Here is a 15,568-nt window from a genome sequence, read left to right as displayed (position 1 = left end):
GCCGGTGGGCGATTTCGAGCGCCTACAACGACGAAGAGGGTGTCGAAATCGAGGAGATGACGAAGAACGACCGCGACTTCGTCAAGGCGTTCGACGTGCCGGCGATTCAGAAGGCGGTCGACGCGGGCAACTACAAGAAGGTAAACGGGATTCCGGTCGTCGATGGGACGAAAGAAAGCTCACTCAACAAGGGCGACAACCCGATTGTCCGGTACGTCCCGACACCCAAGTCGCCACACTGTGTCGAAGTCGAGCCGAACGGCAAGTACGCGATGGTCGCCGGAAAGCTCTCGCCGACGGTGTCCATCATCGACATCGAAAAACTCGGCACGGCGTCCGACCCGAAAGATACCATCGTCGGCCAGCCGAAACTCGGTCTCGGCCCGCTTCACACCACCTACGACGGTCGTGGGCACGCGTACACGTCACTGTTCATCGACTCGCAGGTCGTCAAGTGGGACATCGAAACCGCGATTAACTCGCCGAAGAAGTCCGAAGACGCCATCCTCGGGAAGATAGACGTGCACTACAATCCCGGTCACATTCAGGCGATTCAGGCGATGTCGACCGAGCCGACCGGCGACTGGCTCGTCGTCCTGAACAAGCTCTCGAAAGACCGGTTCCTCCCGGTCGGGCCAATCTACCCCGACAACGACCAGCTCATCTACATCGGCAACGACAAGGACGACGAGACCGGTGGAATGGAACTCGTCTCGGACCACCCGGTGTACCCCGAACCGCACGACGCAATCTTCGCGGCGAAAGACAAGATTCAGCCGGCGAAGACGTGGGATGCCGCGGATTACGAGGGCGAAAAGGAGTACGTCAAAGAAAGCAACTCGCGCGTCGAACGCATCGACGAGGAAACCGTCGAGGTGTACACGTCGGTCAAGCGCAGTGAGTACGGACTCCGTGACTTCACGGTCAAAGAAGGCGACGAGGTCACGCTCACCGCCACGAACATTGAAGGAAGCCAAGACATCGTCCACGGACTCGCCATTCCCGAGCACAACGTGCACCTCGCACTCGCGCCGCAGGACACCCGCGAAGCCACGTTCACGGCTGATAAGCCTGGTGTGTACTGGATCTACTGTACGTACTTCTGCAGCGCGCTCCACCTCGAGATGCGCTCGCGGATGATTGTCGAACCGAGAACCTAGACGATGAACTACCGACCACCGAGTCTCGACGAGTTTACCCAGTTGCGCCGGGGGCTACCGGCGTTAGCGGCGCTGTTATTTGTCAGCGCCCTGCTGCTGCCGATGTGGTCGATTACGGTCCACGCCGCGCAGTACCCGAACGAGATACTTCACCTCGACCTGTTCGCGTATCCGCACATCCGCGGAGACTACGTCGAAATGGCCCGTCTCAACAAGTATATCGGGTTCTACTACCCGGACCCGGTGTACTGGCAACCGAATTACGAACCGAAGGCGGCCGCAGTCGACGTTCCCGAGTGGTCGCTCGGGCCGCTCGCGTTTCTGGTGGTCGCCGCGACGGGGCTGTTCGTATCCATTGCGCCAACCGTCGAGAAACTCAAGCGCGGACTGCGGTACCAACTCGCCGGGGCGATAACCGTGTTCACCGTGATGGTGGTCGATATCCAGTATCGACTCTACCAGACCGGCCACAGCCTCGACCCGGAAGCACCCGTGATAGGTGTCGACCCCTTCACCCCGCCGCTGTGGGGGAAATACGAGGTTGCGAACATCACCAGCTACTCCCGGTTCGGAACCGGTGCGTACCTGACGATTGTCGCCATCGGACTCCTGTTCGTGGCGTACTACTACCGCGACACCGACGCCACGCTCTCGACGCTCGTCGCATCGGGTCGACGGCGAATTGCAGGCGGAAGAACGTCGGCACCCGACGAGGCAAGAACGCAGGACGGAGAGCCGAACGTCCCAACAGACCAACAGTGAGAATTCCATGAACGCCACCATCACCCGATTGTTTGCGGTCGTCGCGAGTGTCATCCTCGTCGCTTCCGGTGTCGGCGTCGTTGTCGGGATGGCCACGACTCACGCGCAGACAGACAGGAACGTGGCGTTCGATGCGACGGTGCCAGACGAGTATTCGTTTGACCCACCCGCCAAGCGGGGGCGTGCAACCGTCGACGACGAGTCGTACGCGTCGCTGCAGGCCGCCGTCGATGCGGCGGAGTCGGGTGACCGAGTCCTGCTCCGGGGCGAATTTGACGAGCACGTCGTCGTCAGCACGGCGAACGTTACGCTCGTCAGCGAACCCGGATACGTCGCCCGAATCGATGGGAACGGAACCGGTGACGTGCTCACGCTCGACGGAGACGACATCACGCTCCGGCGCGTCTGGGTCCACAACTCCGGCTACGACACGTCCGAAAACGACGCCGGAATCTGGGTCAACGGGACGAACACGACGATTGCCGACAGTCGCGTCACCGCAGCAACCTTCGGCATCTGGCTCGACGGCGTCTCCGGTGCTCACATCGAGAACAACACCATCGTCGGACGCGAGTCGGTCGAACCGCGTTCGTATCGCGGAAACGGCATTCAAGTGTGGAAGACCGACGACGCGACGCTCGTCGACAACCGCATCACCGACACGCGAGACGGCATCTACTACTCGTGGGCGTCGGGCGTGACCGCGCGGAACAACACGATGTGGAACCTTCGATACGGCGTCCACTACATGTATTCGGACGACTGCGTCCTCGTGGACAACGTCGCCTTCGACAACGACGCCGGCTACGCCGTGATGCTCTCAGAGCGCATCCGAGTCATCCGTAACGTCGCAGTGAACAACACCGGGACGAGCGGTCACGGTATCCTCCTGAAGCGCATCGACCACTCGGTGGTCGACGGGAACGAGGTCGTCGGCAACGGAAACGGCCTGTACGTGTTCAATTCGGTCAACAACACGCTGACTAACAATCTCGTCCTCGAAAACCGGGTCGGCGCGTACTTCACCGCGGGAAGTTCGAGCCCGAACGTCTCGGAGAATGGTTTCATCAACAACGACGAGTCGGTCCGGGCACTCGTCGGCGAGCGCATGGCGTGGAACGGGAGCACACGCGGGAACTACTGGTCGGATGCGCGAGATTCGGATGTCGATGCCGACGGCGTCAACGATGTCCGGCACCGCCCCGCTGGACTCGTCGAACAGCTACTCTACGACCACCCGCAGGCTGCTGTATTCGCGTCGAGTCCGGCGTTCGACGCGCTCAGACTGGCCGAGAGCTCATTCCCGGTTATCGACGTTCCCGGAATCGTCGACCACCACCCGCTCTCGGAGCCACCACACGAACGTTGGAGACGATATTATGTACGCGATTGAGGTCACCGGTGTGAGAAAGGAGTATAGCGGCGTTACGGCACTCGACGGGCTTTCGCTCGCCGTCGAATCGGGGACGACCTTCGGTCTCCTCGGGACGAACGGGGCCGGAAAGTCGACGCTGTTCAAACTACTGGTCGGTCACATCCGACCGGACGACGGGACCGTCTCGGTCGCGGGCACCGACGTCTCGACTGCCGGCCCAGAGCTTCGGAGCATCGTCGGGTACCTCCCCGAGCACGCGGGGTTCCCCGCGTCGCTCACCGGGCGAGAGATTCTCTCGTTCCACGCGCGGATGCACAATCTCCCCGAGGCGGAGAATCGAATCGAGACCGTGCTCGACGTCGTCGGACTCTCGGATGCCGCCGACCGCCGCGTCGGCGGCTACTCGAACGGGATGACCCGGCGGCTCGGATTGGCTGCAGCACTCCTCTCACAGCCTCGTATCCTGCTGCTGGACGAACCAACGGCCGGACTCGACCCACGAGGCGTTGCCGCGTTCCACCGCGTTATCGAACGTCTCGACGCCAAACCAGACCTCACGGTCGTCGTCTCGTCGCACGTACTCTCGGAAATCGAGTCGCTCTGCGAGCGAGTCGCCATCCTGCACGACGGGCAACTCCGCGCATCCGGGACGATAGACGAACTGCGGCGGCAGGTGACAGACGAGGCTCGCGTTCGGATTCGACTCGGCGACGGGGCATCAATCGACGACATTCAGTCAGTCGTTTCGGCCCGTGGTGGGACAGTCCAGTCGACGGACTACGACGGCCACGGGGTCGTTATCGACTGCTATCCGGACGAGATTCCGGCGCTACTGTCGGATCTCACCGAGGCGGTCCCCATTGACGGATACGATGTCCGTGAACCCGGTCTCGAGCGCGTCTTCGAACAGACGCTTCGGGAATCCGAAGAGGGTCCGGATTCGGACCAAGAAGACACCGGTGCCGAACAACCGCGCGAACTGGCCGGTGAGCACGCATGACGAGAGACGACCAAAAACCACCGACAGCAAACGAACGGGATTCGCCGACGACGGGCGACAAGCGGCCGCCAACGGCGACGGAAACCGACGGAGGCGTAACGATGGGACACGAGAATGCACCAAACACGGCACGTTCGACTGTGCTCGGTAGTAACGGACAGATTCGTGCGATTGCCGCGCTCGAATACCGTCTCTCGCTTCGGAGTCGGTGGACGCTCGCGCTGACTGCACTGTTCGGACTGCTCTCGCTTCTCGTCGTCGGGTTTGGTGGAACCGGACCCGGGCCGATGCGCATCGACGCGGTCATCGTCAGTCTCGCGTCGCTTTCGACGTACCTCGTCCCGCTTGCGGCGCTGGTCTACGGTTTCGACGCGATTGTCGGTGCCGAAGAGACGGGCTGGCTCGATATGGTGTTCGCGCTCCCGGTTTCGCGGTCTCGTGTCGTCTTCGGTACCTTCCTCGGACGTGCGGCCTCGCTCGCGGCGGCGACGAGCGTCGGATTCGGTCTCGGGGGTATCGCGCTGTTCCTCCGTTCGAATACGGTCCCGTGGGCGTTGTACGCGAACGTCCTGTTCGGAACCGTCTGTCTGGGTCTCGCGTTCCTCGCGGTCAGCGTCCTCGTCTCGACGGTCGCGTCCGAGAAGACCCATGCACTCGGAATCGCACTCCTCGTGTGGGTCTGGTTGGTCTTCGGGTACGACCTCGCCGCGCTCGGTCTCATCACCGCATTCGACCTGCCGAGCGTGGCGCTGTCGGGACTCGTACTCGCAAATCCTATCGACATCTTCCGCGTGTTCGTTCTCTCCGGCATCAACTCGGCCGGAAGCGGGATGACTGCAGTTGTCGCCCAAACCGACCTCTCGACGTCGGTTCTCATCGTCGGTGCGCTGGCGTGGATTGTCACCCCCGTTGGAATCGCTACTCGACTGATTCGGCGACGGAGTCTATGAAGATATGAATCAGAATAACAACAAGGATACGCAAAGCAAACGGACTCGACGGGGACTTCTCGGCGCAATCGGGGCAGGCGCTCTTGTCGGGATAACCGGCTGTCTCGGCGGAAACAAGACGGCCGACGAACCAGTCCCAGAGCCAATCGACCTCTCCGGCGGCAAGCAAGACGACAGCGGTGGGATGGTCATCGGCGAACATTTCGGTCCGAATGGGCAGGTGTTCTACCGCGACCACTCGCCGGACGGCCACGACAACCCGGCGTGGTTCCACACGCTCAGTATGGGGCTGTTTCCCTACTACTTCGACCACGAGCGACGAGGGTGGAGGGCCACCGTCATCTACGTGACCGACTACTCGGCCGTCGAATACGAACTCACCGAGGAGGACGGAGAGACGTACATTTCGACGCACACCGATGCCGACACGTTCGGCGACGCGTCCGAGATGACCTACGTCGTCGAAAGCAGTATCCACGGCGGAATGGGAAAAGAACTACTACCGTTTTCGTCGGCCGACGACGCGGACACGTTTGCATCCACACACGGCGGTTCGACGATGGGCTTCGACGAGGTGACACGCGAGTGGCTCACAGCGTATCTCGACCGGTCCTAACGTCGTTCGCTCCCGGTGATTCCGGTCTCGGACACGGACGACCGAGGTGCTTCGGATGAACCGGTTTCAGCGTCTCTACGATGCGCTGGACCGAATCTCGTGCGAATTGGAACACATCGTACAGAAATCCAAGGCAGTCGACGAGTTCCGAGCCAGCGTTCGCAACTTCCCGGCGCACTCGGAGAGGCAGGCTGTAAGCGCGCCGCAAGCGACGACGGGGCAGACTGCCGCGGTGACGAACCGACCGTTTCAGGCGGGGGCACACGCCGACTGCTGTCGGCAGATTCGTACCGCGTTCGAAGAGACAGTTCGCCCGCACAGCGTCGTCGATGTCGAGGCAAACGAGCCACTGCTCACGACCATCCGGGAAGAACTCGGAGCCGAAATCGCCATCGCACTGGCACCGAACAGCGGGACGACGTACTCGGCGGAGTTGCGAAACGCGGTTATCGCGTCGGCGACGGCGCGGCGGGCAGAGCTGCAATCGATGGAGCAAGCGCTAGAGGCCGAACGAGAGTCGGTTGAAACTGCGCTCGCGGACATGAAAGCGCTCGTAGACGACGAAGACCCCGACAAGGAGGCTTGGTTGCTATACTGGTCGTTCGACGAACTGCGGTCGTACTACGAGGAAGTAGCGCTGGCACGGAAAAAGTGCGAGCGAATGAGTCAGAGGCGACAGCGGGACGTACACGGAACGGCTGCCAGTAATGCACAAGCGCGAGTCTCCCACGACAGCCTCGCCGAGTATCTGTACGGCGACTTCCAGACGAATTATCCGGTCTTGGCGACGGTAGTCGAGTTAGATGCGGAATACGCCGACCGGCAACGTGAAATCAGAGACCAGCTCACTCGGCGCGTCTGAGTCGGGCGTCGGACTTCTACTCATCCTTCGTCACCACGCGCGGACAGGACGCCGTAAACGATGCCGAATACTAGCATTCCCCACCCTAACACGCCGAGTGGAATCGAGACCTGTAGCAGCGACGAAAAGGTAAACGCTCCGACGCCGCCCCCGATACCGCCGAGCCTTCGGTGTTTTCTGTCACTCGGGTTGGCAACGTAACGCGGGTCGACGAGAACGAGTGCAATGGAGAACGTATAGACGAGAAAAATCGAGAAATAAACCATGAGATACGCATCGTCGAAGTAGTGGTAGATGGTTACCGTAAGAAGGAAACTCAGAGTAAGACCGATGCTGTACCGGAAGACACCGTGCATATTCGATAAATAGGGAGGACGAGGAAAATACTATTCATATGATATGAATGTGCGAAGGAGCCACACTAATTGTCGACACGAGAATGATGATTTATAATCAACAACCACATTCGGTAATTTTCTGACCCAGAAAAACGCGAATACCCACTATATGGTACCGGGACAGAGACTGAGTCAGCATGTCGAACACCCCCGCGATACGATTCAGTGGCGTTACCAAGGAGTTTGGTTCCGTCACTGCCCTCGAAGGACTCGACCTTACGGTCCAAGAGGGGGAGATATACGGCTTCCTCGGGCCGAATGGCGCTGGGAAGTCCACTGCGATTAACATCCTCCTTGATTTCCTGCCACCGACATCCGGGGACGTCACAGTTCTCGGGCACGACGCCCAAGCCGAGTCGGCGACAATCCGAGAGCGCATCGGCGTCCTTCCCGATGCGTTTCGGCCCTACGAACGCCTGACCGGGAGACAGCATCTCGAGTTCGCAATCGAATCGAAGAACGCCGACGATGACGCCGAGGAACTCCTCGAACGGGTCGGGATTCTCGACGCGGCAGACAGGAAAGCCGGTGGCTACTCCAAAGGGATGACACAGCGACTCGTCCTTGCGATGGCGCTCGTCGGGAGTCCCGAGTTGATTATCCTCGACGAACCGTCCACCGGACTCGACCCGAACGGCGCGATGGAGATGCGCGAAATAATTCTCGAAGAGAACCGCCGCGGGGCGACGGTTTTCTTTTCGAGTCACATCCTCGAACAGGTCGAAGCAATCTGCGACCGCGTTGGCATCCTCCGGGATGGCAGACTCGTGGCCGAGAACTCGATTGACGACCTGCAACAGCAGGTCGACGCCGAGTCGGTGCTGACCGTAACCGTGTCATCACTCACTGACGAGAGCGTTGCGGCGGCGCAGTCCGTCGACGGCGTCACGAACGTCAAGACCGGAGACAACAAACTCATGGTGCAACTCAACGCCGAATCGAAGCTCCCCGTGCTCGAAGCAATCGACGCGACCGGCGTCGAGGTCCGCGATTTCGAGACGGACGAAGAGTCGCTCGAAGACCTGTTTAGCACGTACACGAGCGGGGAGGTGGCGGCAGAATGAGCGTCATCACAGTCGCAAAAAAGGACGTGCAGGATGCAATCCGGTCGTGGCGACTGCTCGGTCTCGTCGCTGCATTCGTCATCTTCTTCACCGGAATGTCGGCACTCTTTACGAAAGTCGGAACGTTCGTTGGTGGCCAATTGGGAGAAGCCGCGTTCACGGCCGCGATAGTTTCACCGATTGGGTTTCTGCTTCCCGTCATCGGAATGTTCATCGGCTATCGGTCTGTCGTCGGTGAACGGTCGACCGGGAGTATCAAACTCCTGTTGTCGCTGCCGCACACGCGCTCGGATGTCGTGCTGGGGAAATTCATCGGCCGAACCGCCATCGTCTCCGTCGCAACGGTCATCGGCGCCCTCGCCGGTGGCATCACGATAGTCGCTCTCGGTGGGTCGATGACACCGATGCATTACATCGGGGTCCTGCTCCTCGCGCTCGTCTTGGGAGCGGCGTTCGTCAGTGTGAGCGTCGGCCTGTCGTCGGGCGTCAACTCCGAGAGTATCGTCGTCGCTATCGGGTTCGGTCTCATCGTCCTGTTCAATCTGCTTTGGAGCGTGTTTACGTTCGGGCTGAGCATCGTTCTCGCCAGATACGACGTCGGTACCGAGGTCCTGCGAGAACAGGTCGTTGGGTTTATCAGTGCCATCAATCCGAAGAGCGCATTCTCGACGCTTACATCGACGGTGATGGGGTCCGGTGGGACGCCCACGACAGTCTGGTCGGAATGGTGGTTCGCCGGGCTGGTACTCCTCTGCTGGCTCGTCCTTCCGCTGGCGTTCGGTCTCTGGCGGTTCGAGAGCGCAGAACTCTCGTAAGCGCCGTCGCTGCTATTTTTGCCTCTCGGACTGCCCGATAGGGCACTGAATCAGACGAGGGATGAATACAGACGGAGTGACAATTACGGAGATACAGTTGGCACGGTTACAACTGCCAAGAACACCAGCAAGTAACGGAAAACCAGCGAACCGATTAGACTTCCGCGTCGGGAAGTTGGTGTTCGAAGAGTCGTTCGCCGGTATCCTCGCAGGTAACGGCGATGACCTTGTGCGAACTACAGCACGACTCGACGACTTCTTCGCCCATGTGGATGTCGCCGCCCGTGGTCGGACACGTTTCGAGGAACATCCGAAGGCCGTTGAGAACGGGACCTTTCTCTTCTGGGTCGTAGTCGTCCCAGCCCGGGACCCGGGACTGAAGCACGCTACTCGCCGCGACGTCCGCGATGAGTGCCGCACGGGACGGCCACTGACCCATCCACGCCGACTCGGATTGGAGAATCTGCGCCTCGTCGCGTGTGACGAGTTCGAGGTCCTGGTCGTCGTCAGCCTCGATTCCGAAGGCGTCAGCGACCGTTTCGGCTGTAATCTCCGAATCGACAAGCGGGTCAGTCGCCTCCGCCCACGCCGTCTCGAAGTCGTCGGTCAAACAGAGGTCGTCTGCGTCCGCACAGGGTTCGAGGATGTCGTGGTTCATAAAGAACGTCTCAAGGTCGTCTCCCGAGGCGACCTGTTCGTGCTCGGGAGCGTCGGCCTCACCGTTGGTCGCGTCTTCGCTGTCAGCAGGTGACCCGTTGTCGGTTGCTGCCGACTCAGTGGTTGTCGACGACGTGTCCTTGGCGTCCGACTGCGACGAGTTGCCCGAAGCGGGAGCAGTCGTCTTGCCGCCGCCAAGTCCGGATGCAAGCGCTGGTTCCGGGTCCTTTCCGAACCACCGGAGGACTTCCGGCGGGAGGTACCGCTTCGTCAACGTCGGCGTTCCGGGGACGAGGTAGCCGCGGAGATAGATGAGTCCAATCGAGATTCCGACGGCAATGACGCCGCCGAGTTTCGATTTCCGCGCGACGACGGAGCCGAGTATCGCTGCGATAATCAGATTCAACAACGTACATGGCTCACACCTGTTTTCGCCGGTGTATTCCGGCTGATGGAGCGCATCCACCACATCAATCTTCATATGAGTACCAGAAAGAGTCAGTCAGTTATCTATTTTTTGCCTGAGGACTGACTAGATATCGTGTCGGTCGTCAGTTACGCCAGGTAGTTTACCGTTGATGAGCGTTTCTAAGTCGACATCTGTCACAGGTGACAAAATTTACAGATCAACATACGAGGTGGACTTCGGTCATTTTTGAAGGGCACTGTCTAGTTAAGCTAGTTTGAGGAACGTGCAGGTCGTTGAGTTAGTTGGTTAGAATGATCGCAGACCTGGTCAGCGAGTGTTTTGTGGCGGATTATGAGGAGATTTGGGGGCGTGAGCGGACAGCGAACCCCTGACAGGGGTAGCCGTCCAACTTCACACGACCGCTTCCATAATTCCTGGGGGGGCAGTCACCGGAGCGTCCGCGAGTGGTTCATGCAATTTCATGTAATTCACACAACACTATAACTACCAACGATCGTATCAAGCGCTCGATGGACGAACACCCGCCGAGGAGGCCACTAACTAGATAGTGACTGTCTCTGACAAATTCTATCACCTTTTACCCTATAATCAAGTCAAGGAAGATTCATGACCACTACACAAGAGGTTATTTGAGCAACATTTAACACGAACCCATGAGAAATGATTCTATGCGAATTCGAGAAGAGATCAGACGTATTCTCCGTGAACCAACATGGAGATATCCCATCGCCACAGGATTAATTTCAGTTCCATTGTCATTATTGATCCAATGGTCAATCATTGATGAAAGTGGTGTGACACCTCCCTTAGTGGGAGGTATTGTTGTGGGCATCATATTTGGTCATCACTCTGAGACAAGTTGGCGTCTTGGATGGCGAGCGGGGCTTATTGCTAGCGGAGGAGTGCTAGTCGGATCATTTAATTTCCTTCTCAAGCTCGCAGGAGGAACTCACACCTTGTTCAGCGGGGGGCTTGCTATTTTCTTTTTAGCTTTAGTAACGGGTCTATTCATCCTACTGTATGGCGTAATTGGTGCAATAGGCGGTATCATTGGTGAGTGGGTTGGTCGAAGAATTAATGGGACAAAAGGAAAACCATCATCGGCCTAAACTCACTTGGATACTATTTGATTTTGTTGAATAACATTTTTTCTGTAACTACTGTTTAGGGTGGACTTGATGCATGTGTCTGTTAGGTAGAATTCAATTTGAGACAAATATAGTGACGTAAATAAAGAACATAACGACGGTTCATGAAATTCACGCAACACTATAACTACCAACGATCGTATCAAGCGCTCGATGGACGAACACCCATCGAGGTGTTCACTAACTAAATAATGACATTCATACTATATAGTTTAGGCAATAGAAATAATAAAAATCGCGTAAGATCTTATCTATCTACCAATCAAGATCAATTGTTTTCTTTGTGTCTGTCGGACAACGGAATCCACGGGAGGGACGCCAGTTGCAGTGTTCAATTTCAACTGTTAACTCGGAAGCATCGTGGTCATAGCAGACTTGAACATCAAGAAGTTCTGCACCAAAATTCAAACTGATCGAACGGCAGTATTTTGAACAACTGACTAACTCTGCTGTTTCACTCTGTCCTAAGGCGCCAACGGTTGCACTGACACCGCATGGTCTGTCAAGTAGACAGACGTCGATTTCAATCAGAGGCAGTCGATCAAGATTTAGCTCATCAGCAATGCAATTCTCATCAATTTGCATGGAGAATGGGTCATCACCGCCCTTATTCCATGCATTTTGTTTCATCCGTTCCAGTTCTTCATCAGATTTATCAAGTATCTCTTTATCGAATACCTCTTCAGGATCCCTCTCTTGAGGGGGTTCAGATGCTCTGGCTTCATTTGCAGAAGCTAGTCCCGAAAGTCCAACAGAACTGATACCGGTCCCTACAGCAATTTTAAGCATATCTCGTCGAGTACTTTTGCCATCGCTTGGTCTGGAATTCTTGTCAGACATTCCAATCAAATGACTATACTATAGTATTATAAATCTGTTTATTAGTTTCTATTGTCATCTCCAAATCGCTCATGTGTAGCACATTGTTGATTTCAGAGAGTCGCTTCGACAGCGTGTTTGAGTGCTTCTCGACCGGGTTTTCTGAAGAGTTCGCTGCGTAGCTGGAAGGCGCGAAGATACTGTGTCAACTTGTCCTTCGAGACGCCTTGATGCGGCGAGAGCCACCGTCGCACCAGCGACGCGTGGCTCTCGCAGGTGTTGACGTGAACGTCTACATCAGCGTATTCACCGTCACCGTGGACGACGTATTCGCGGGTAAATTCGTCGTCGTCCTCAAGTGGATCGTATGCCCGAAATCCGTCGGTGTAGACGGTCAGCGACTCCTCCTCGTGGTCAGCCAGCAGGAGTCGCACTGTCGATTCGTCAGCGGATTTCGCTGGGACGACGTACCGCTGTCCCGTTCCACGGTCGACGATGGTAAAACCGGTGGTTTGTCCCCCTCGTACGAACCTCGTCAGCGCGTGGACAGGCCACGCGAGCGCGACGGTTGGTCGCGCTCGCGGCCTTTCAATCCCGCAGAGACGTACACTTCGTCGATTTCGACCGGTCCAACGAGGTCGAGTTGAGGCGCGTCGAGCGCTCTGATGAAGCGCTCGACGCGACGATGCATCGTCTTGTAGGTTACACCGATCTCTCGCTGAAGTTGGCGGAGACTCGTGTTGAACCGCAAGAACGCGTAGATCGAGAACAGCCACTTGCGGAGCGCAACCTTCGAGTGCGCGAAAATCGTGCCCGTCTTATCGTTGAACGTGCGGTCGCAATTCTTACAGAGATAGCGTTGAAACGCCCCATAGCTGCCGTTTCTGACCGTTCGGTCAGAACGGCAGCGGGGGCAGGAAACGCCGTCACGCCAGCGAACCTGTTGGAGCAGGTCCGCTGCGAGCGATTCCGAGCCAAACACATCGAGCGGAATCATTCGTGTTGGACACCGCTGCGCGGTGTCCTTGCCCTCTTCGATTCGAGAGCAACAGCAGAACTGTATCAACAATCTCCTACAGATGAGCGTCTCCAAATAGTAGGCACTGTCTAGTTAAGCCAGTTTGAGAAATGTACAGGTCATTGAGTGAATTTGCGATGTCGCTCGCAGACCTGCTCAGCGAGTTCTTTACGGCGGATTTAGAAGAAACGTGGGAGCGTTCGCTGTCCAACTCTACTCGACTGGGTATTCGCCTAGAGAAATAAAAGTGGACGAGACCGTTGTCAAAGCCAATGGCAAACGCTGCAATAGATATCGGCACAAACTGAGTCACGATGTCGGATTGTTTGGACGACATGGAACTGATCCGCCTGCTCCGTTTCTCCGCGACTCACTAAGAAGTACGACCTCTCGAGGCTGTGTTTCTCGCTGATGGCACGGCTATCAGACTGTCCTGTCCCGAGTAGGATTGAGTAGTCGACTCGACTACATCGAACAAAACTTCATCGAAAAGTGGCCTCACACCCTTAAATTCGAATCGATAGCTTCTACAATTCGTGGATGAGTATGGATGCGAACCGTCGAATCCACATCGCAATTGGAGCGATTGTCCCGGTTGTGTTTCCGTCGCTCCCCGGCAAGTCACTGCTCGGCGGCGGCTTAGCCGGCTATCTAGAAGGGGACGGTCGGTGGGCGGGTACCTACGTCGGACTTCTCAGCGGGATTGTTGGGTTGGTAATTTCGTTACTTATCTCGGTTGGGTCGACTCCGGTGGGTGACACACTCGACCACGGCCTCAGCCATTTCTCTGGGTCGAACTCGGATACCCGGGACTTCAGCGTGTTGTTCCGATAGTAGTGTGGATGTTCCTCCGTGGTGGATTACGGCGTATATTCGGACCGAAACTGCTTGAGCGAGGGTAGTAGAGCCAGATAGACTGTACAAAATACACCAAACACCGACTACCCGAGCTTGTCGGTCGTACTAACAGTTATCTCGGGGATTTCCACGTGTTCAGGCCGAGAGACGGCGAACGCAATCGACTCCGCAACATCAGTGGGTTCTAGCGCCCGACCCTCCCAGTTCTCCCAGTCTCGCATCTCGGAGTCGACTGGTCCCGGCATGACAATCGTCACGCGGACTTGCTCGTCGGCCATCTCCTTCCGGAGGGATCGACAGAACCCGTTGACACCATATTTCGTCGCCGTGTACGCGCTCCCCTCTTTAGCGGGATGCCGGGCATTCACCGAAGAGACGGTGACGATATCAGCATGCTCTGATTCGAGCATGACTGGTAACGCAGCGTGAGTTGTGTTCATCGCCCCGAGTAGGTTGACCTCGACCTGCTCTCGGAAGTCAGCCATATCAGCCTCGGCAACCGGGTCAACACGGAGTACACCGGCGTTGTTCACGAGGATATCGAGACAGCCGAATACCTCCCGCGTTTCTTCGACCATCGCCGTAACTTCGTCCTCGTCGGTGACATCCGTCGGAATGACGAGTGTTCTGTCACTCTCGATCTCGTCGGCGATCCTCTCCAGTCGGTCCTCACGGCGGGCCACCAGCACAACAAAACAACCCTCGCGGGCCAGTGCTTTAGCCGTCGCCTCCCCGATTCCCGAGGATGCACCGGTCACGACCGCGACCGTATCAGTCAAATCCATAGTTACTCTGTAGAGAAAGATGTCAGATAAACATCTAGGTTGAGGAACATGACTACAGTCTCGGACGAGTGCCCCCTCGTGGTTGGATATGCCGCAGCACTGGCCAGTGAAAAAACTTCATCGACGGGTATTGTTTGCCCAGAGAGGGACCCTCCCGAAAGAATTACTATTTCGTAAACCGCGATTCGATACGTGGTTTACGAGACAGGTAATCGAACAGTCGACGACGCGGTCACGACGCTACTCGACGGCGGTCAACTCGACCGGACGGACGCGTTAGCGCTGATGGCGCAACCCGTAGAAGACCTTGCGCCAGCCGCTGACGTCGTTCGGTCGCACTTCGGTGACGACACCGTCGACGCGTGTAGTATCGTCAACGCCAAAGCCGGCAACTGTGCCGAAGACTGCGGATTCTGTGCGCAGTCGGTTCATTTCGACACCGGCATCGAAACCTACGGATTTCTTGGCCCCAAAGAAGTCCTCGCCGCGGCGAAGCGTGCCGAGCGCGACGGCGCACAGCGGTTCGGTATCGTCGTCGCCGAGAAGGGCGTCAGTAAGGAAAGACGCCCTGATGAGTGGGATGAGGTGATTCAGGCGATTCGGCTCGTCCGCGACGAGACGGACATTGAAGTGGACGCGAGCCTCGGTATCCTCACCCAGGAAGAAGCCGAGATTCTCGCCGAAGAAGGAATCAACCACTACAATCACAACATCGAAACGTCGCCTCGGTACTTCCCCGAAGTCGTCTCGACGCGCTCGTTCGAAGACAGAGTAAAGACGCTCGAACGCGCAAAGTCGGGCGGGATGGACCTCTGTGCCGGGGTTATCCTCGGGATGGGCGAGTCACACAC

General features: G+C 57.4%; 15 protein-coding genes and 4 pseudogenes. 14 read left to right on the top strand and 5 right to left on the bottom strand.

Annotated elements, in window-relative coordinates; genetic code table 11:
- The 7 genes and pseudogenes from QT222_RS17710 to QT222_RS17680 form a co-directional block, all read left to right on the top strand.
- Window positions 1-1,160: pseudogene (locus tag QT222_RS17710) on the top strand (TAT-dependent nitrous-oxide reductase); the annotation flags it as partial.
- Window positions 1,161-1,163: 3 nt separating this feature from the next.
- Window positions 1,164-1,922 carry a hypothetical protein gene (locus tag QT222_RS17705; RefSeq protein ID WP_014732654.1) on the top strand — a complete coding sequence of 253 codons (759 nt, stop codon included), beginning with the start codon at window positions 1,164-1,166 and terminating at the stop codon, window positions 1,920-1,922.
- A 7-nt stretch (window positions 1,923-1,929) separates the two neighbouring features.
- Entirely contained in the window at window positions 1,930-3,315 is a 1,386-nt protein-coding gene (gene nosD, locus QT222_RS17700) for a nitrous oxide reductase family maturation protein NosD (RefSeq protein ID WP_491477935.1), read from the top strand.
- Window positions 3,302-4,297 carry an ABC transporter ATP-binding protein gene (locus QT222_RS17695; RefSeq protein ID WP_004056359.1) on the top strand — a complete coding sequence of 332 codons (996 nt, stop codon included), beginning with the start codon at window positions 3,302-3,304 and terminating at the stop codon, window positions 4,295-4,297. Before nosD ends, QT222_RS17695 begins: the two co-directional genes overlap by 14 nt.
- On the top strand, window positions 4,294-5,247 hold the full coding sequence (locus QT222_RS17690) for an ABC transporter permease (protein ID WP_004056360.1): 954 nt from the start codon (window positions 4,294-4,296) through the stop codon (window positions 5,245-5,247). Before QT222_RS17695 ends, QT222_RS17690 begins: the two co-directional genes overlap by 4 nt.
- A gap of 4 nt (window positions 5,248-5,251) precedes the next feature.
- A complete protein-coding gene (locus tag QT222_RS17685) occupies window positions 5,252-5,863 on the top strand; it encodes a nitrous oxide reductase accessory protein NosL (RefSeq protein ID WP_491477934.1) in 612 nt (203 codons plus the stop codon).
- Between the two features lie 55 nt (window positions 5,864-5,918).
- Window positions 5,919-6,725, top strand: a complete 807-nt coding sequence (locus tag QT222_RS17680) for a DUF7260 family protein (protein WP_491477933.1) — start codon at window positions 5,919-5,921, stop codon at window positions 6,723-6,725.
- Between the two features lie 20 nt (window positions 6,726-6,745).
- On the opposite strand, the gene QT222_RS17675 is transcribed toward QT222_RS17680, so the two are convergent.
- A complete protein-coding gene (locus tag QT222_RS17675) occupies window positions 6,746-7,081 on the bottom strand; it encodes a DUF8153 family protein (protein WP_004056363.1) in 336 nt (111 codons plus the stop codon).
- Between the two features lie 179 nt (window positions 7,082-7,260).
- Here QT222_RS17675 and QT222_RS17670 point away from each other — a divergent pair, with 179 nt between their 5' ends.
- Window positions 7,261-8,187 carry an ABC transporter ATP-binding protein gene (locus QT222_RS17670; protein ID WP_004056364.1) on the top strand — a complete coding sequence of 309 codons (927 nt, stop codon included), beginning with the start codon at window positions 7,261-7,263 and terminating at the stop codon, window positions 8,185-8,187.
- Window positions 8,184-9,002 carry an ABC transporter permease subunit gene (locus tag QT222_RS17665; protein ID WP_491477932.1) on the top strand — a complete coding sequence of 273 codons (819 nt, stop codon included), beginning with the start codon at window positions 8,184-8,186 and terminating at the stop codon, window positions 9,000-9,002. Before QT222_RS17670 ends, QT222_RS17665 begins: the two co-directional genes overlap by 4 nt.
- A gap of 154 nt (window positions 9,003-9,156) precedes the next feature.
- On the opposite strand, the gene QT222_RS17660 is transcribed toward QT222_RS17665, so the two are convergent.
- Entirely contained in the window at window positions 9,157-10,140 is a 984-nt protein-coding gene (locus QT222_RS17660; RefSeq protein WP_049917383.1) for a DUF8054 domain-containing protein, read from the bottom strand.
- Window positions 10,141-10,485: 345 nt separating this feature from the next.
- Here QT222_RS17660 and QT222_RS17655 point away from each other — a divergent pair.
- Together QT222_RS17655 and QT222_RS17650 are read left to right on the top strand one after the other, a co-directional pair.
- Window positions 10,486-10,633, top strand: a pseudogene (locus QT222_RS17655) (IS6 family transposase); the annotation flags it as partial.
- A gap of 124 nt (window positions 10,634-10,757) precedes the next feature.
- Window positions 10,758-11,198, top strand: coding sequence for a DUF5518 domain-containing protein (locus tag QT222_RS17650; protein ID WP_491477931.1), 441 nt, complete (start codon window positions 10,758-10,760; stop codon window positions 11,196-11,198).
- Between the two features lie 294 nt (window positions 11,199-11,492).
- Here the strand turns inward: QT222_RS17650 and QT222_RS17645 are convergent, their stop codons facing one another.
- Window positions 11,493-12,077, bottom strand: a complete 585-nt coding sequence (locus tag QT222_RS17645) for a hypothetical protein (protein ID WP_491477930.1) — start codon at window positions 12,075-12,077, stop codon at window positions 11,493-11,495.
- A gap of 92 nt (window positions 12,078-12,169) precedes the next feature.
- Window positions 12,170-13,053: pseudogene (locus tag QT222_RS17640) on the bottom strand (IS1595 family transposase).
- Between the two features lie 158 nt (window positions 13,054-13,211).
- Here QT222_RS17640 and QT222_RS17635 point away from each other — a divergent pair.
- A pseudogene (locus QT222_RS17635) lies at window positions 13,212-13,638 on the top strand (transposase domain-containing protein); the annotation flags it as partial.
- Window positions 13,615-13,908 (top strand): DUF5518 domain-containing protein, encoded by a 294-nt coding sequence (locus QT222_RS17630; RefSeq protein ID WP_491477936.1) that lies wholly within the window; start codon window positions 13,615-13,617, stop codon window positions 13,906-13,908. The pseudogene QT222_RS17635 and the gene QT222_RS17630, both read left to right, overlap by 24 nt.
- A 107-nt stretch (window positions 13,909-14,015) precedes the next feature.
- Here QT222_RS17630 and QT222_RS17625 read toward each other — a convergent pair whose 3' ends face one another.
- On the bottom strand, window positions 14,016-14,717 hold the full coding sequence (locus QT222_RS17625) for an SDR family oxidoreductase (RefSeq protein WP_491477929.1): 702 nt from the start codon (window positions 14,715-14,717) through the stop codon (window positions 14,016-14,018).
- Window positions 14,718-14,909: 192 nt separating this feature from the next.
- Between QT222_RS17625 and QT222_RS17620 the strand changes: the two genes are divergently transcribed.
- Window positions 14,910-15,568: biotin synthase BioB (locus QT222_RS17620; RefSeq protein WP_491477928.1), on the top strand; the 659-nt coding region annotated here is incomplete at its 3' end.

It is taken from the genome of Haloferax sp. s1 (assembly GCF_058382125.1).
Note: the sequence above shows the minus strand (reverse complement) of the source record. Positions and strands in the feature narration are given on the sequence as shown.